At 64.9% G+C, this 15,405-nt stretch carries 18 protein-coding genes; 2 read left to right on the top strand and 16 right to left on the bottom strand.

Annotation, left to right across the window (positions count from 1 at the left end; genetic code table 11):
* Nucleotides 1-19: 19 nt before the first annotated feature.
* Complete coding sequence (locus HMPREF2924_RS12960) at nt 20-1,153, top strand: aminotransferase class V-fold PLP-dependent enzyme (protein WP_003110201.1); 1,134 nt, start codon at nt 20-22, stop codon at nt 1,151-1,153.
* Nucleotides 1,154-1,378: 225 nt separating this feature from the next.
* Here the strand turns inward: HMPREF2924_RS12960 and HMPREF2924_RS12965 are convergent, their stop codons facing one another.
* The 13 genes from HMPREF2924_RS12965 to HMPREF2924_RS13025 all read right to left on the bottom strand — a co-directional run bounded on the left by HMPREF2924_RS12965 (nt 1,379) and on the right by HMPREF2924_RS13025 (nt 11,431).
* Nucleotides 1,379-2,155: a TatD family hydrolase gene (locus tag HMPREF2924_RS12965; protein WP_003091117.1), complete on the bottom strand. Its 777-nt coding sequence runs from the start codon at nt 2,153-2,155 to the stop codon at nt 1,379-1,381.
* A gap of 14 nt (nt 2,156-2,169) precedes the next feature.
* Nucleotides 2,170-2,526: a PilZ domain-containing protein gene (locus tag HMPREF2924_RS12970; protein WP_003091119.1), complete on the bottom strand. Its 357-nt coding sequence runs from the start codon at nt 2,524-2,526 to the stop codon at nt 2,170-2,172.
* Between the two features lie 33 nt (nt 2,527-2,559).
* Nucleotides 2,560-3,546, bottom strand: coding sequence for a DNA polymerase III subunit delta' (locus HMPREF2924_RS12975; RefSeq protein WP_003110200.1), 987 nt, complete (start codon nt 3,544-3,546; stop codon nt 2,560-2,562).
* The gene (gene tmk / locus HMPREF2924_RS12980) at nt 3,539-4,171 is read right to left on the bottom strand and encodes a dTMP kinase (protein WP_003091125.1); all 633 of its coding nucleotides are present in this window, start codon (nt 4,169-4,171) and stop codon (nt 3,539-3,541) included. The genes HMPREF2924_RS12975 and tmk overlap by 8 nt, the downstream gene beginning before the upstream one ends.
* 28 nt (nt 4,172-4,199) lie before the next feature.
* The gene (gene mltG / locus HMPREF2924_RS12985; protein ID WP_023124678.1) at nt 4,200-5,249 is read right to left on the bottom strand and encodes an endolytic transglycosylase MltG; all 1,050 of its coding nucleotides are present in this window, start codon (nt 5,247-5,249) and stop codon (nt 4,200-4,202) included.
* Between the two features lie 5 nt (nt 5,250-5,254).
* Nucleotides 5,255-6,070: an aminodeoxychorismate lyase gene (gene pabC / locus HMPREF2924_RS12990; RefSeq protein ID WP_003110198.1), complete on the bottom strand. Its 816-nt coding sequence runs from the start codon at nt 6,068-6,070 to the stop codon at nt 5,255-5,257.
* Nucleotides 6,070-7,314, bottom strand: a complete 1,245-nt coding sequence (fabF, locus tag HMPREF2924_RS12995) for a beta-ketoacyl-ACP synthase II (RefSeq protein WP_003104132.1) — start codon at nt 7,312-7,314, stop codon at nt 6,070-6,072. Before fabF ends, pabC begins: the two co-directional genes overlap by 1 nt.
* A 128-nt stretch (nt 7,315-7,442) precedes the next feature.
* A complete protein-coding gene (gene acpP, locus HMPREF2924_RS13000) occupies nt 7,443-7,679 on the bottom strand; it encodes an acyl carrier protein (protein WP_003091135.1) in 237 nt (78 codons plus the stop codon).
* A gap of 195 nt (nt 7,680-7,874) precedes the next feature.
* Complete coding sequence (gene fabG / locus HMPREF2924_RS13005; RefSeq protein WP_003091137.1) at nt 7,875-8,618, bottom strand: 3-oxoacyl-ACP reductase FabG; 744 nt, start codon at nt 8,616-8,618, stop codon at nt 7,875-7,877.
* 22 nt (nt 8,619-8,640) lie between these two features.
* Nucleotides 8,641-9,579 (bottom strand): ACP S-malonyltransferase, encoded by a 939-nt coding sequence (gene fabD, locus HMPREF2924_RS13010; protein WP_003104134.1) that lies wholly within the window; start codon nt 9,577-9,579, stop codon nt 8,641-8,643.
* Between the two features lie 105 nt (nt 9,580-9,684).
* On the bottom strand, nt 9,685-10,695 hold the full coding sequence (plsX, locus tag HMPREF2924_RS13015) for a phosphate acyltransferase PlsX (RefSeq protein ID WP_071533934.1): 1,011 nt from the start codon (nt 10,693-10,695) through the stop codon (nt 9,685-9,687).
* 3 nt (nt 10,696-10,698) lie between these two features.
* Nucleotides 10,699-10,881 carry a 50S ribosomal protein L32 gene (rpmF, locus tag HMPREF2924_RS13020; protein ID WP_003091143.1) on the bottom strand — a complete coding sequence of 61 codons (183 nt, stop codon included), beginning with the start codon at nt 10,879-10,881 and terminating at the stop codon, nt 10,699-10,701.
* A gap of 13 nt (nt 10,882-10,894) precedes the next feature.
* Entirely contained in the window at nt 10,895-11,431 is a 537-nt protein-coding gene (locus HMPREF2924_RS13025; RefSeq protein ID WP_003091144.1) for a YceD family protein, read from the bottom strand.
* Between the two features lie 109 nt (nt 11,432-11,540).
* On the opposite strand from HMPREF2924_RS13025, the gene HMPREF2924_RS13030 reads away from it, so the two are divergent.
* On the top strand, nt 11,541-12,119 hold the full coding sequence (locus HMPREF2924_RS13030; RefSeq protein ID WP_003130701.1) for a Maf family protein: 579 nt from the start codon (nt 11,541-11,543) through the stop codon (nt 12,117-12,119).
* A gap of 97 nt (nt 12,120-12,216) precedes the next feature.
* Here the strand turns inward: HMPREF2924_RS13030 and sppA are convergent, their stop codons facing one another.
* The 3 genes from sppA to rluC are packed head-to-tail and all read right to left on the bottom strand — an operon-like array spanning nt 12,217 to nt 14,831.
* On the bottom strand, nt 12,217-13,197 hold the full coding sequence (gene sppA / locus HMPREF2924_RS13035; RefSeq protein ID WP_003091146.1) for a signal peptide peptidase SppA: 981 nt from the start codon (nt 13,195-13,197) through the stop codon (nt 12,217-12,219).
* The gene (locus HMPREF2924_RS13040; protein ID WP_003130699.1) at nt 13,190-13,882 is read right to left on the bottom strand and encodes an HAD-IA family hydrolase; all 693 of its coding nucleotides are present in this window, start codon (nt 13,880-13,882) and stop codon (nt 13,190-13,192) included. Before HMPREF2924_RS13040 ends, sppA begins: the two co-directional genes overlap by 8 nt.
* Nucleotides 13,875-14,831, bottom strand: a complete 957-nt coding sequence (gene rluC / locus HMPREF2924_RS13045) for a 23S rRNA pseudouridine(955/2504/2580) synthase RluC (RefSeq protein ID WP_003104143.1) — start codon at nt 14,829-14,831, stop codon at nt 13,875-13,877. Before rluC ends, HMPREF2924_RS13040 begins: the two co-directional genes overlap by 8 nt.
* Between the last annotated feature and the right edge of the window lie 574 nt (nt 14,832-15,405).

Here is a 15,405-nt window from a genome sequence, read left to right on the forward strand (position 1 = left end):
ATGCACGGAACATCCGACGATGAATTGTTACCAGGACGAATTCGACCAGACCAACGGTCTGCGCTACCTCAACCACGCAGCGGTCGCACCCTGGCCTAGACGCGCCGCCGACGCGGTGAGCGCCTTCGCCCGGGAGAACGTCGCCCACGGCGCCAGCGACTATCCGGAATGGCTGAAGATAGAACATCGCCTGCGCGAGCGCCTTGCCCGACTGCTCAATGCGCGCGCCGGCAGCGACCTCGCACTGGTCAAGAACACCTCCGAGGCGCTTTCCTTCGTAGCCTTCGGCCTGGATTGGCGAGAGGGCGACCAGGTCGTCATCGGCAACGAGGAGTTCCCCTCCAATAGAGTGGTCTGGGAAGCCTTGCGCCCGCGCGGCGTCGAAGTGGTCGAGGTCAGTCTCGCCGGCGACGACCCCGAGGGCGCCCTGCTCGCCGCCTGCGGCCCACGCACCCGCCTGCTGTCGATCAGCGCGGTGCAGTACGCCAGCGGCCTGCGCCTTGACCTGGAGCGCATCGGCACGGGATGTCGCCGCCGCGGCGTGCTGTTCTGCATCGACGCGATCCAGCAGCTCGGCGCCCTGCCCTTCGACGTACAGGCCTACGATTGTGCCTTCGCCATGGCCGATGGGCACAAGTGGATGCTCGGCCCCGAAGGGCTGGGCGTCTTCTATTGCCATCCCGAGCAGCGCGAGCGCCTGGCGCTGCACGAATATGGCTGGCACATGCTGGAACATGCCCTCGATTACGAGCGTCGCGACTGGCGGCCGGCGCGCAGCGCCCGGCGCTTCGAATGCGGCAGCCCGAACATGCTCGGCGCGATGGCCCTGGAGGCCAGCCTGGGGCTGTTGGAGGAGGTCGGCATGGAGCGGGTCGGCAGAGACATCGCCGAGCGCGTCCAGTGGCTACAGGACGGTCTGTCGGGAATTCCCGGGGTACGCCTGCACAGTCCGCGGAACCCGAGCCGACGCGCGGGTATCCTGACCTTCAGCCTGGACGGCCAGGACAGCCGGACACTCTTCGAAACGCTTCGCCAGGAGCGGGTCATTTGCGCCCAGCGTGGCGGAGGTATCCGTTTTTCCCCGCACTTCTACACGAGTTCGACGGTGATCGACGACACCCTGGCGATCTTGCGCCAGGTCGCAGGCACCTAGGTGCTCAAGGACGGCGAGGGTATTCCAAATCTGTTTAAAAAACCGCCAGCCCTGTCTGGACGCCCCACGAACATGACCAATACTGAAAGGTACTGGCGCGCGGTATCTCCCCCCAAGTACCCAGCCAGTGAAGGTACCGAGGAATGCGTACCTTTGTTCCACTCCTAATGGTCTTGACCCGGATTCATCCCCCAGAACCCGGGTTTTTTTTATCCGTTTGCCGGCCTAGCGGGCCAACGGAAACAGCCGATGGAAATTGGCGGTAGTCTGCTCCGCCAGGGTTTCCAGGCTGACGCCACGCAACGTCGCGAGGAATTCGGCGACATCGCGCACGTATTCCGGCAGGTTCGGCTTGCCGCGATGGGGAATCGGCGCCAGGTAGGGCGAGTCGGTCTCCACCAGCAGCCGGTCGGCCGGTACCTGGCGAGCCACCTCGCGCAGGGCATCGGCATTGCGGAAGGTGACGATGCCGGACAGGGAAATGTAGAAGCCCAGGTCCAGCGCCGATCGCGCCATCTCCCAGTCCTCGGTGAAGCAATGCAGCACGCCGGCCTGCGGCAACGCCGCCTCGCGCAGCAGCGCCAGCGTATCGGCGCGCGCCTCACGGGTGTGCACGATCACTGGCTTGGCGGTGATCCGCGCGGCTTCCAGGTGCAGGCGAAACGCCTCCTGCTGCAACTCGGCGGCTTCCGGTTCGTAGTGGTAGTCGAGGCCGGTCTCGCCGATCGCCACCACCCGCGGATGCGCCAGTTCGCCTAGCAGCCAGTCCAGCGCTGGCGCGCTTCCGGGCTCCAGGTCCAGCGGGTGCACGCCGACCGAACAGTGCACGTCGGCATAGCGCTCGGCCAGGGCCTTCACCGCCTGGGCATTGTCGGCGCTGACGCCGATGCAGAGGAATTGACCGACGCCACGCGCTCGCGCGGCATCCAGCGCCGCATCGAGCGAGCCGCCATGGGCGGCCAGGTCGAGGCGATCGAGGTGGCAGTGGGAATCGACCAGCATGATCCTGTCTAGCGTTACATCGTGTGGGTCGGCCGGTCCGACTTCAGCGCCCCGGCCAGGTAGGTTTCGATCTTGTTGCGGGCGGTGTTGTCACCGTCGTTGAACTGCACGCCGATGCCCGCCGCACGGTTGCCCTGAGCGCCCTTCGGGGTGATCCAGACGACCTTGCCGGCCACCGGGATCTTCTCCGGCTCTTCCATCAGGTTGAGCAGCATGAAGACCTCGTCGCCAAGCTTGTAGTTCTTGTTGGTGGGAATGAACAGCCCGCCGTTCCTGATGAACGGCATGTAGGCGGCGTAAAGCACGGACTTGTCCTTGATGGTCAAGGACAGGATGCCGTTACGCGGCCCCAGATTGGGTGGCAAACTCATGCAGGTTCCTGCCAGTCGAATATCAGCGGGATTCTAGCCCGGCCCGGGCAGGCTTGCCCACTGCACCAGCAGGGCTTCGAGAAGCAGGACACGGTTGAGGTTGGCCTTGTTCAACACTTTCTGCCGCTGTTGCAGCAGCCAGTCCTGCATGGCCAGCACCTTGGCCTGCCCGGACTTGTCGCCCAGGTACTGGATCACCTTGCGCATGTCGGCCAGCCCCAGCCCCTCCTCGTCGCGGGTCAACTGGTAGCGCAGGATGCCCAGCGTCCAGTCGCAGAACCAGTCGAACAGCAATGGCAGCGGCACGCTGTTCCAGCTTTCGGCCAGTGGGCTGGCGGCGATCTGCTGCTTGAGCAGCTTCTTCACCCCCTCGACCACCTGCGCGCGCTGCTCGCGCACGCCCTGGCCGTGCAGGCGCTGGGCGGTGAGCGGCGAGCCGCCGGAAAGCGCCAACAGTTCCTCCAGGGCCTCGGCCGGCTCGTCGGGCAGGGCCCGCGCCAGCCATTCCAGACTCGCCGCCGCGCCCGGCAAAGGGCAGGCCTGCTGCACGCAGCGGCTCTTGATGGTCGGCAACAGGCGGCTGGGCTGGTGGCTGATCAGCAGCAGCACGGTATCGCCCGACGGCTCTTCAAGGCTTTTCAACAGGGCGTTGGCGGCGTTCACGTTCATCGCCTCGGCGGGCTCGAGCAATACGACCTTGCGCCCGCCCAGTTGCGCGGTCTGCACCACGAAGCCAACCAGGTCGCGGACCTGGTCGACCCGGATCGGTTTCTCCGCCTCCTCCGGCTCCAGCACGAAGTAGTCCGGATGGGTACCGGCGGCCAGCAACTGGCAGGCCTTGCACTCGCCGCATGCGCCAGCGGCGGCAGGCCGCTGGCAGAGCAGTTGGGCGGCCCAATGCTCGGCCAGGGCACGCTTGCCGATCCCGGCGGGACCGTAGAGCAGATAGGCGTGGGCGTGCTGGGCGCGGCCGCCCAGTTGGCTCCAGAGCGCCTGCTGCCAGGGATAGATATCAGCCATTCAGACGCTCCAGCAGATTCGGCAGCAGCCGATCCAGGCCAGCCTGCACCTCGGCCAGCGGCAACCCGGCATCGAGCACCTGGTAACGCTCCGGGGCCTGCGCGGCGCGCTGCAGGTAGGTCTGACGCACGGCCTCGAAGAAGCGTCGGTCCTCCTGCTCGAAACGGTCGAGCCGGCCACGCGCCGCCGCCCGCGCCAGGCCGATTTCCACCGGCAGGTCGAAGACCAGCGTGAGGTCGGGCCGCAGGTCGCCCTGGACGAAGCTTTCCAGCGCGGCGATGCGCGCCTCCGGCAAACCGCGTCCGCCGCCCTGGTAGGCATAGGTGGCATCGGTGAAGCGATCGCAGAGCACCACGGCCCCGCGCGCCAGCGCCGGGCGGATGACCCCGGCGAGATGCTGGGCCCGCGCGGCGAACATCAGCAACAGCTCTGTATCGGCGGCCATCGGCTCGTCGCTGGGCGCCAGCAGCAGTTCACGGATGCGCTCGGCGAGAGGCGTGCCGCCAGGCTCGCGGGTCAACTGCACCTCGATGCCGCGCTCGCGCAGGCGCTCGGCCAGGTAGTCGCGGTTGGTGCTCTTGCCGGCCCCTTCCGGGCCCTCCAGGGTGACGAACAGGCCGGTCACACGGCACTCCTTATCTTGGCTGCGCCGCTCATTGTGGCGGCGGGGTGATAGGCGCGGGGCTGGAGCGATAGTCCGAGCGACGCTTCAACTGGTACTCGCGGACCGCCTTGTTGTGTTCGTCCAGGCTGCTGGAGAACACATGGCTGCCATCGCCGCGCGCCACGAAATACAGGGTCTCGCCCTCGGCCGGATGCAGCGCGGCGCGAATCGCCTCGCGCCCGGCCAGGGCGATCGGGGTCGGCGGCATGCCCGGCACCACATAGGTATTGTAAGGGGTCGGTTCGCGCAGGTCGGCGCGGGTGATCTTGCCGTTGTAGCGCTCGCCCATGCCATAGATCACCGTCGGATCGGTCTGCAACAGCATGCCGCGCTGCAGGCGGCGGACGAAGACGCCGGCGATCTGCGAACGCTCTTCCGGCACGCCGGTTTCCTTTTCCACCAGCGAGGCCATGATCAGCGCCTGGTAGGCGTCGCGATAAGGCAGGTCCTGGCTGCGGCCATCCCATTCCTTGGCGAGGATGGTCTGCATGCGCTGGTAGGCCTTGCGCAGTATGTCGATGTCGCGCATGCCACGGGTGTAGCGGTAGGTATCGGGGAAGAAGCGCCCTTCGGCCACTTCGTCGGGCTTGCCGAGGCGTTGCATGATCTCGCCGTCGCTCAGGCCGGCCAGGGTCTGCTCCAGCTTGCCCTGCCTGGCGAGCGCTTCGCGCACCTGGCGGAAACTCCAGCCCTCGACCAGGGTCAGGCTGTACTGCACCACCTCGCCTTCACGCCAGAGTTCCAGCAGGTCGGCGCCCGTCATCCCCGGCAAGAGGCGGTATTCACCGCTGTGCAGGGCCTGGCCCGGCAGGTTGAAACGCCAGTAGAGGCGCAGCCAGAACGCGCCATGGAGCACCTCTTCCTGCTCCAGACGTGCGAGCATGCCGCCCGGCGTGGAGCCCGAGGAAACGTCCAGCAGGCGCTCCTCGGTCAATTGCAGGGGCTGCTCCAGCGCCCGATGCTGCTGCCATGCAGCCAGGCCGACGCAGAGGCCAACGAACAACAGGCCACTCTCCAGCAGCACCAGCAGTTTGCGCATCAAAGTCAGAAATCCAGGTCGTCGCGAAGTTGGTCTTGCAGTTTACGGGTCAGCTCGCCGACCGGCCAGACGTGCTCGTCCAATGCCCGGACCGGCCAGATGCCGAACTGGCTGTTGCACAGAAAGACCTCGTCGGCCGTCGCCAGTTCAGCCATGGAAACATCCCGTATCGCCAGCGGGACGCCGATTCCTTCGGCGCGCTCGAGCAATTCCGCGCGCATCACTCCCGCGACGCCGCAGCGCCGCAGGTCAGGCGCCACGAGGGTGCCGTCGAGAACCAGCAGCAGGTTGCTGAACACGCCCTCCACCACCCGCTCGTGCACGTCCAGCATGAGCCCTTCGGCATGCCCGGCGTCGCTCCACTCGGCACGGGCGAGGACCTGCTCCAGGCGATTGAGGTGCTTGAGGCCGGCCAGCAGGGGCTGCTCGGCCAGGCGCGTACGGCAGGCGAACAGGCGCACGCCTTGCTGCCAGTGGCGCTCGGGATAGGCCGGACGCGGCGATCCGGAGAGGATTCGCCGCGGCGAGGCCTCGGCAGGCGGCGCGTAGCCACGCAAACCCTCGCCGCGGGTGACGATCAGCTTGGCGACACCGTCGCCCAGCGCCGCGCAGAACGCCAGCAACTCCTGGCGCAACGCTGCGGCGTCGAGAGGGATCGCCAGGCGTCGACACCCCTCTTCCAGGCGCGCCAGGTGGCGTTCCAGGAGACGCGGCGTGCCGGCGCGCACCGCCAGGGTCTCGAACAGCCCGTCGCCATAGGCCAGTCCGCGATCGCGCACGGACAGCTCGGCGGCGGGCCGGCCGTCGACCCAGTCCAGCATCAGTCGGCGAACCTGCGGAACACCAGGGTGCCGTTGGTCCCGCCGAAACCGAACGAGTTCGACAGGGCCACGTCGATCTTGCGCGGCTTGGCTTCGTGGGCCACCAGGTCGAGGTCGCAACCTTCGTCCGGGTTGTCCAGGTTGATGGTCGGCGGGGCGACCTGGTCGCGCAGGGCCAGCACGCTGAAGATCGCCTCCACCGCACCGGCGGCACCCAACAGGTGGCCGGTCATCGACTTGGTCGAACTCATCGACAGCGCATGGGCATGCTCGCCGAACACGCTCTTCACCGCGGCGATCTCGGCGATGTCGCCGGCCGGGGTGGAGGTGCCATGGGCGTTGATGTAATCGACCTGCCGAGGATCCAGGCCGGCATCGCGCAGCGCGTTCTTCATGCAGCGGGCGGCACCGGCGCCGTCTTCCGGCGGCGCGGTCATGTGGAAAGCGTCGCCGCTCATGCCGAAGCCAACCAGCTCGGCATAGATCCGCGCGCCGCGGGCACGGGCGTGCTCCAGTTCTTCGAGCACCAGGGCGCCGGAACCGTCGGACAGGACGAAGCCGTCGCGATCCCGGTCCCACGGACGGCTGGCACGGGTCGGCTCGTCGTTGCGAGTGGAGAGCGCGCGAGCCGCGCCGAAACCGCCCAGGCCGAGACCGCAGGCAGCCATTTCGGAACCGCCGGCGACCATCACGTCGGCCTCGCCATAGGCGATGTTGCGAGCAGCCATGCCGATGCTGTGGGTACCGGTGGTGCAGGCGGTGGTGAGGGCGTAGTTGGGCCCCTGCAGACCCAGGTGGATCGACAGGAAGCCGGAAACCATGTTGATGATCGAACCGGGCACGAAGAACGGCGAGATGCGCCGCGGCCCCTGCTCGAACAGGGATCGGCAGTTGTTCTCGATATTGGTCAGGCCGCCGATACCGGAACCCATGGATACGCCGATACGCTCACGATTGGCGTCGGTGACCTCCAGGCCGGAATCGCGAACGGCCTGGAAGCTGGCGGCGAGACCGTACTGGATGAACAGGTCGAGCTTGCGGGCTTCCTTGGCGGACAGGTATTCCTCGACATTGAAACCCTTGACCGAACCACCGAAGCGGGTGGAATAGGCGGACAGGTCCATATGCTCGATCGGGGCGATCCCGCTGCGACCGGCGAGAATACCTTCCCAACTGCTCGGGACATCCAGGCCCAGCGGCGACAGCATGCCCATGCCAGTAATGACGACGCGTCTACGCGACACTACGACTTCCTCTTTCTCATTTCACGGGGTTGCGCCGACAGACTACCAGAGTAGGTAAGGCGCTAAAGAAAAGCCGCACGCCCTTACAGGCTGTGCGGCTTTTCCACGTCGGAAAATCCGACGACTACTTATTGCTGGTGAGCAACGATGTAGTCGATGGCTTCCTGAACGGTGGTGATCTTTTCAGCTTTCTCGTCAGGGATTTCGGTCTCGAATTCCTCTTCCAGAGCCATCACCAGCTCGACGGTGTCAAGGGAGTCGGCGCCCAGGTCTTCGACGAAGGAAGCGCTGTTGGTGACTTCTTCTTCCTTCACGCCGAGTTGTTCAGCGACGATCTTCTTAACGCGTTCTTCGATGGTGCTCATACCTTGTTTTCACTCCTATGGAAAATCCGAGCAGCTGGGCTGCGGGTAAGTGTATAGAAAGGGTTTTCTGCTTTTCAAGCTGAACGCCTCACCTTCCCACGGCCACTTCGATAATTCTATCTAATAACCCGGCTGCAATTCCGCAACGAATTCTAGACAGCGCTTATGACAGACCCGAGAAAGGTAACGTCACATTCAGCTCATGTACATCCCACCATTGACCGGCACGGTGGCCCCGGTCACATAGGCTGCGCCGTCCGAAGCGAGGAAGCCGACCACCTTGGCGATCTCTTCCGCCTGCCCCAGGCGACCCAGCGGAATCTGGCCCAGCAGCGCTTCGCGCTGGGCTTCCGGCAGCTCGCGGGTCATGTCGGTGTCGATGAAGCCCGGCGCCACCGCATTCACGGTAATGGCACGCGAACCGACTTCCCGGGCCAGCGCACGGGTGAAGCCCTCCAGGCCGGCCTTCGCCGCGGCATAGTTGGTTTGCCCGGCATTGCCCATGGCGCCGACCACGGAACCGATGTTGATGATGCGCCCCCAGCGGGCCTTGGTCATACCGCGCAGAACGGCTTTCGACAGACGGTAGAGACTGTTCAGGTTGGTGTTGACCACATCGAACCACTCGTCGTCTTTCATGCGCACCAGCAGATTATCGCGGGTGATGCCGGCGTTATTGACCACGATCAGCGGTTGGCCGAGATGCTGCTGGATGTGCTCCAGGGTCGCGGCTACGGATTCGTCGCTGGAAACGTCCAGGACCAGGCCCGCACCCTCGACGCCATTGGCCTTGAGGGTTTCGGCGATCTTCTCGGCGCCGGACGCGCTGGTCGCGGTGCCGATGACCACGGCACCCAGGCGCCCCAGTTCCAGCGCAATCGCCTGGCCGATGCCACGGCTGGCGCCGGTTACCAATGCGACCTTACCTTGCAGACTCATGGGATTCTCTCCTTTCTCTCTCTCAGGCCAGGGCGGCGCGCGTGGCGGCGAACGCCTCGACGCCATCCAGGCCATGGGTATTGATGCCCTTCGCGCAGCGCCTGTTGAGGCCTGCCAGGACCTTGCCCGGCCCGCACTCGACCAGCTCGGTGACGCCCTTTTCCGCCAGCAGCTGGATGCTCTCCACCCAGCGAACCGGGCTGTACAGCTGTGCCAGCAGGTCGCGGCGCAGCGTATCGAGATCAGCCGGCACGGCGGCGCTGACGTTCTGCACCAGCGCAATCTTCGGCGCCTGCCACTGCAGGCTTTCGACCGAGGCGGCGAACTGCTCGGCGGCCGGACGCATCAGTTCGCAATGCGACGGCACGCTGACTGGCAGCGCCACCGCGCGCTTGGCGCCGCGTGCCTTGCATGCCTCGATGGCACGCTCAACGGCAGCCGCGGCACCGGCGATCACTACCTGCCCCGGCGCGTTGAAGTTGACCGCGCTGACCACCTCGCCCTGGGCCGCCTCGGCACAGGCCGCCAATACATCGGCGTCTTCCAGGCCAAGGATCGCGGCCATGCCGCCCTGCCCCGCCGGAACCGCCTGCTGCATCAGTTGGCCCCTACGCTCGACCAGCTTGACCGCATCGGCGAACGCCAGGCTTTCGGCCGCGACCAGCGCGGAATATTCGCCCAGGCTGTGCCCGGCGACGAACGCCGGGCGCGCACCGCCCTCGGCCAGCCAGAGGCGCCAGAGCGCGATCGAAACCGTGAGGATGGCCGGCTGGGTCTTGTCGGTCTGGTTCAGGTGCTCTTCAGGACCATTCTGGACCAGCGCCCAAAGGTCGTAACCGAGCGCCTCGGAGGCCTCGGCGAAGGTATCGCGCACCAGCGCCTGCTGGGCGCCCAGCTCGGCCAGCATGCCGAGGGATTGCGAACCCTGGCCGGGGAAGACGAATGCGAGGGATGCAGACATTGAATAGGTCCCTTGTGGTCTTTTGCTCGTCGGAGATAACGCGCCAGCCGCGACTGGCGCAGGAAACTGAGTGTTGGATGGCTGCCTGGACCGCCCGGTCACACATTAGAGCAGCAGATGCTCGAGACGGCCATGCAATCGTTGCGGCAGGTTTTCCCGGACTTCCAGTGCCGCGCGACGCAAGGCGCTCTGGAAACCCTCCTCGGCGGCAGACCCATGGCTTTTCACCACTATCCCCTGCAATCCGAGGAAACTGGCGCCGTTATAGCGTGCCGGAGCGATATCGCCGCGCAGCCGGCGCAGCAGCGGCAACGCCAGCGCACCGACCAGCTTCGCCGCCAGTCCATCGCGGAAGCGCTGTTCGATCCGCGCCGACACCATGGCAGCCAGGCCTTCGCTGGCTTTCAGCAGGATGTTGCCGACGAAACCGTCGCAGACCACCACGTCGGCCTCGCCGCGATACAGGCCATCGCCCTCTATATATCCGCTGAAATTCAACCCCTGCGCCTTCTGCAACAGACTCGCCGCCAGCTTGACCTGCTGGTTGCCCTTGATCTCCTCGGTCCCCACGTTGAGCAGGGCGACCCGGGGCGAGACGCAGCCCAAGGCCTCTGCCGCCACCGCGCCCATCACCGCGAACTGATAGAGATGCTCGGCACTGCAATCCACGTTGGCGCCGAGGTCGAGCAGATGACAATGCCCCTTCTCGGTCGGAACCGCCGTCACCATCGCAGGGCGGTCGATACCGGGCAGGGTCTTCAGCAGGTGCCGCGACAGCGCCATCAACGCCCCGGTATTGCCGGCGCTGACACACGCGTGCGCCCGGCCGTCGCGGACCAGCTCCAGCGCCACGCGCATGGAAGCGTCCGGCTTGCCACGCAAGGCCTGGGAGGGACGTTCGTCTGAACCTATCACTTCGCTGGCCGCATGCACGCGCAGGCGCTGCCGGTCGAGCGACGGATAGCGGGAAAGGAGTTCTTCGAGGAGTGCAGGCTGACCGACGAGGATCAGTTGCGAAGAGGAATTCTCGGCCAGGAAGGCAATAGAGGCCGGAACAACGCAGTGGGGACCGAAGTCCCCACCCATTGCATCAATCGCGATGATTGGTGCGGACAAGGATTACTCGTCGGAGCCCTTGTCTACTACCTTACGGCCGCGATAGAAGCCGTCCGGGGATACGTGGTGGCGCAGGTGGACTTCACCTGTGCTCTTTTCCACGGACAGAGCATTGGACTCGAGCGCATCGTGGGAACGACGCATGTCACGAGCGGAACGAGACTTTTTGTTCTGCTGAACAGCCATGATTGATTAACTCCTAAACGTTTGGGTCACGCTTCAACTGTGCCAGTACGCTGAACGGATTAGGACGCTTGTCCTCGACTTCGCTCGACTCCGGCTCGTCTTCGACGACGAATCCAGCCGGGTGCTGACATACTTCGGGGTCATGGGCCGGAACGATGGGTAAGGCGAGCAACAGCTCGTCCTCGACCAGCGCCAGCAGGTCCAGGGGTTCCTCCCCCACTTCCAGCGCATCGTACCCCTTCGGCAGACCGTCGGCGGACTGACCTTCCCGAAGAATGGCGTAGGTATATTCGCCATGCACGGGAATGGCCGCCGCATCCAGGCAGCGTTGGCATACCATGCTCACCTCGGTATCGAGCTGCATATGCATGACCGCCAGCTTCTGGTGGTCGCGCTCGAAGGAAACCTTCACGCGCACCTCACCGGCATCGCTGGTCAGTTGCTCGCATACACGCGGCATATCGGCGAGCGCGTACACACCCTCGAGGGTGGCGCCGCGGTCGACCAACTTGCGCGGATCGATATGAGGTGGAATCGGCCCATTCAACATAAGCGCGCCATTATAGGGACGCCCCCGCGCCTGTCAAAGGAAATTAGCCATAAACCGCTGTAAGGACGAGTCTTTTCGTTAAAATCGGCCGCTCGCCATGGAGAACCTCATGCCCGACCTGATCCTCGCCTCCAGCTCCCCCTACCGACGCGAACTCCTGACCCGCCTGCGCCTTCCCTTCGAAAGCGCCAGCCCCGATATCGACGAAAGCCATCGCCCCGGGGAAAGTGCCGAGGAACTGGTGCGCCGCCTTTCCGCCAGCAAGGCCGAAGCGCTGGCCGGACGCTATCCGCAACACCTGGTGATCGGCTCCGACCAGGTCGCCGTACTCGACGGCGACATCCTCGGCAAGCCGCACACCCCCGAACGCGCCATCCAGCAGCTACGGGACGCCAGCGGCAAGAGCGTGACCTTCCTCACCGGACTGGCCCTCCTCAACAGCGCCAGCCGGCGCATCCAGGTGGCATGCGTGCCGTTCACCGTGCACTTCCGCCACCTCGACGAGAGCCGCATCCGCCGCTACATCGAAGCGGAACGCCCATTGGACTGCGCCGGCAGCTTCAAGGCGGAAGGCCTAGGCGTCAGCCTGTTCCGCGCCACCGAAGGAGAGGACGCCACCAGCCTGGTAGGGCTGCCCCTGATCCGCCTGGTCGACATGCTCCTCGAGGAAGGCGTCGAAATCCCCTGAGCCGGCATTCCCATATCCGGCATTCCCATATCCGGCATTCCCATATAAAGAAGCCCGGCTTCGGCCGGGCTTCTTTATATAAGGAAGGGAAACGCTCTCAGCGCAATACCGGGCCCTGCCAGCCCATCCACAGCGCGAGGCGCTCCGCCACACTGGCACCGAACTTCTTGGCGAAGCGATCGAAAGGCGACTCCTGCACGGTGTAATCCTCGATCTTCTTCTCCTTCACCACTTCGCGCGCCACATAGCTGGCATTGCCCAGACCGTCGATCAAACCGAGCTGCAATGCCTGTTCGCCGGACCAGACCAGACCCGAGAACAGCTCCGGATGCCCCTCGACCTTGAGCCGGTCGCCGCGCCCTTTTTTCACGCTGTCGATGAACTGCTTGTGGGTAGTATCCAGCACCTGCTGCCAGAACTGAGTCTCCTCGGGCTTTTGCGGCTGGAAAGGATCGAGGAACGACTTGTGCTCGCCGGAGGTATAGACGCGTCGCTCGACACCGAGCTTCTCCATGGTGCCGACGAAACCGAAGCTGGCCGCCGTCACGCCGATGGAACCGACCAGACTGGCCTTGTCAGCGTAGATCTGGTCGGCGGCGCTGGCGATGTAGTAGGCGCCGGAGGCACCCAGGTCGCTGATCACCGCATAGACCTTGACGTTCGGGTGCTCGCCGCGCAGGCGACGAATCTCGTCATAGATATAGCCCGACTGCACCGGACTGCCGCCCGGACTGTTGATCCGCAGGACGATCCCCTTGGTCCCCTCATCCTTGAACGCCGCGCGCAGGGCCGTGACGATATTGTCGGCGCTGGCCGGCTCATCGTCGGCGATCATGCCCTTCACCTCGATCAGTGCCGTGTGGCTACCGCTGCGCGAGGCCGATTTCTCCAGGCTGCCGAACGGACTGAAGGCCAGCAGCACGACAAAGAGATAGATGAAGGTCAGCGACTTGAAGAATATCCCCCAGCGCCGCGCCCGCCGCTGCTCCTGGACCCCGGCGAGAACCGCCTTCTCCAGCAGCTTCCAGCTCTTGTCGTCATTCGCCTTCGGCGTTTCCGACTTCCACTCGTCAGACATGCTCAACCACTCCTGAAACCGCCTCACGTCGAGCACCGCCCAACCAGGCGCGCAACTCGGTGAAATGCTCAACTTCCAGCCGCGGCGCATAAGGCCGCAACTGCTCCAGCGATTGGGCGCCATAGGCCACCGCAACCGAATCCATCCCCGCCCGTCGCGCCATTTCCAGGTCGAACGGCGAATCACCGATCATCAGCGCCCGCCCCGGCTCGACCCGGCAGTGCGCCAGGATCTCGTGGAGCATCAACGGGTCCGGCTTGCTGGCCGTTTCGTCGGCGCAGCGGGTGATATCGAAGAAATCGCTCCAGCCATGCCCCGCCAGCACCCGGTCCAGGCCGCGCCGACTCTTGCCGGTGGCGACCGCCAGGCGGAACCCTGCCTCGCGAAAATGCACCATGGCTTCGGCCACGCCGGGGAACAACCGCGACGGCTGCACCTCCTGCGCCAGGTAATGCTCGCTGTAGGCACGCCGGAAACGCTCGACCAGAGCAGGATCGCCAACCTCCGGATAGAGCGAAGCGATCGCCTCGGGCAAGCCGAGGCCGATGATGCCCTTGATCCGGGTATCGTCCCGCTCCGGCAGAGCGGTTTCCCGCGCCGCTGCCTTCATCGAATCGACGATGCGCGCGATCGAGTCGACCAGGGTGCCGTCCCAATCGAATACCAGCAACGCGTAGTCAGTCATTCAAACGCTCCAGCGAACGCTGCCACATCTCGTCCACCGGCGCCTCCAGCTCCAGCACCTGCCCGTCGGGCAGCGGCACGCGCAACTGCGCGGCATGCAGGAACAGGCGCTTGCCGCCCAGCTCGCGGATCTCGCGGGAGAAATCCTCGTCGCCATACTTCGGGTCGCCGGCGATGGCATGCCCGGCGTGCTTGGCATGCACGCGGATCTGGTGGGTCCGCCCGGTGATCGGGCGCGCTTCCACCAGGGTGGCGAAATCGCCGAAGCGACGCAGCACCCGGAACTCGGTCAGCGCGTCCTTGCCCTCGACGTTCACCTCTACCATTCGCTCGCCCGAACGCAGGTTGTTCTTCAGCAGCGGCGCGCGCACGTTCTTCTTGCCAGCCGGCCAGTGGCCACGGACCAGGGCGTGATAGCGCTTGTCGACGATCTTCTCGCCCCGCAGGGCCTCATGCAGGTGACGCAACATGCTGCGCTTCTTGGCGATCATCAGCAGGCCGGAGGTATCGCGATCGAGACGATGCACCAATTCGATATCCTTGGCATCGGGGCGCAACTGGCGAAACACCTCGATGACCCCGGCGCTCACGCCGCTGCCGCCATGCACGGCGATCCCGGCGGGCTTGTTGACCACGATCAGCGCCTTGTCCTCGTAGACGATCGCCGCCTCCATCCGCTCCAGCAGCCCCTGCGCCAGCGGCGCCGGCTCATCACGCTCGGCCAGGCGCAGCGGCGGCACGCGCACCTGGTCTCCGGCCTGGAGCCGATAGTCGGGCTTGATCCGCCCCTTGTTCACGCGCACTTCGCCCTTACGCAGGATGCGATAGATCAGGGTCTTGGGCGCACCCTTGAGACGGGCGATAAGGAAATTGTCGATACGTTGACCAGCCAGTTCCGGCGGCACATCGAGCAGCTGGACACCGGTGGTCGGAGAGGCGGGAGTAGTCATCCGTACATCATAACAATTTTTCATTCAATTGAAGCACTTAATCATTGCTGCTATAGTCGGGAAGCCGCCATAAGCGGCCTGGCCTGCGGATGATTGCCAACCTGCATTTCCCCCTCGCCTGCAAACACTTTGAACGGACGTCAGGCCGTCCTACAGAGGCGTTTCAGCGGAAATACGAAAATTTCCAACCCGCTAACGACTCGAAACCAAAGCCTTGAAACATGAGCCGCGACCACTTCGGTGAGCGCGAGATGCCAACCCGCTCCGGATACTGCGAGCGGCGCCCGATTCTTAAGGAACATGTGTAGGGTGGAGATGTACGGCTGTTGGACTGCGTAGCTTCTAGCTTGATCCAGACGCATTTTTCGTCCGCCTCCGACAGCCGATTCCTCCTCCTGACTCAAGTGCTTCTGAAACACAGGAAGCAGGAGACGTAGTCGCGGACCGGCACCCAGTGCCGAGCGCCGCTGGACACGGGAATGGCCCGCCATTCCTGAATACGCGCCCGAGCACCGACCGTGAGAGTCGTGTGTGCCGATCGCCGTTTCCGGTAGCCCCGGAAACCATTGGTACT

This window comes from Pseudomonas sp. HMSC063H08 (assembly GCF_001813645.1).
Lineage (GTDB): Bacteria > Pseudomonadota > Gammaproteobacteria > Pseudomonadales > Pseudomonadaceae > Pseudomonas > Pseudomonas aeruginosa.

Coding starts and splice junctions, on each gene's coding strand:
- HMPREF2924_RS12960 (WP_003110201.1), top strand. CDS start 20: ATGAATTGTTACCAGGACGAATTCGACCAGACCAACGGTCTGCGCTAC.
- HMPREF2924_RS12965 (WP_003091117.1), bottom strand. CDS start 2,155: ATGCTGGTCGATTCCCACTGCCACCTCGATCGCCTCGACCTGGCCGCC.
- HMPREF2924_RS12970 (WP_003091119.1), bottom strand. CDS start 2,526: ATGAGTTTGCCACCCAATCTGGGGCCGCGTAACGGCATCCTGTCCTTG.
- HMPREF2924_RS12975 (WP_003110200.1), bottom strand. CDS start 3,546: ATGGCTGATATCTATCCCTGGCAGCAGGCGCTCTGGAGCCAACTGGGC.
- mltG (WP_023124678.1), bottom strand. CDS start 5,249: ATGCGCAAACTGCTGGTGCTGCTGGAGAGTGGCCTGTTGTTCGTTGGC.
- pabC (WP_003110198.1), bottom strand. CDS start 6,070: ATGCTGGACTGGGTCGACGGCCGGCCCGCCGCCGAGCTGTCCGTGCGC.
- acpP (WP_003091135.1), bottom strand. CDS start 7,679: ATGAGCACCATCGAAGAACGCGTTAAGAAGATCGTCGCTGAACAACTC.
- fabG (WP_003091137.1), bottom strand. CDS start 8,618: ATGAGTCTGCAAGGTAAGGTCGCATTGGTAACCGGCGCCAGCCGTGGC.
- fabD (WP_003104134.1), bottom strand. CDS start 9,579: ATGTCTGCATCCCTCGCATTCGTCTTCCCCGGCCAGGGTTCGCAATCC.
- rpmF (WP_003091143.1), bottom strand. CDS start 10,881: ATGGCTGTTCAGCAGAACAAAAAGTCTCGTTCCGCTCGTGACATGCGT.
- HMPREF2924_RS13025 (WP_003091144.1), bottom strand. CDS start 11,431: ATGTTGAATGGGCCGATTCCACCTCATATCGATCCGCGCAAGTTGGTC.
- HMPREF2924_RS13030 (WP_003130701.1), top strand. CDS start 11,541: ATGCCCGACCTGATCCTCGCCTCCAGCTCCCCCTACCGACGCGAACTC.
- sppA (WP_003091146.1), bottom strand. CDS start 13,197: ATGTCTGACGAGTGGAAGTCGGAAACGCCGAAGGCGAATGACGACAAG.
- HMPREF2924_RS13040 (WP_003130699.1), bottom strand. CDS start 13,882: ATGACTGACTACGCGTTGCTGGTATTCGATTGGGACGGCACCCTGGTC.
- rluC (WP_003104143.1), bottom strand. CDS start 14,831: ATGACTACTCCCGCCTCTCCGACCACCGGTGTCCAGCTGCTCGATGTG.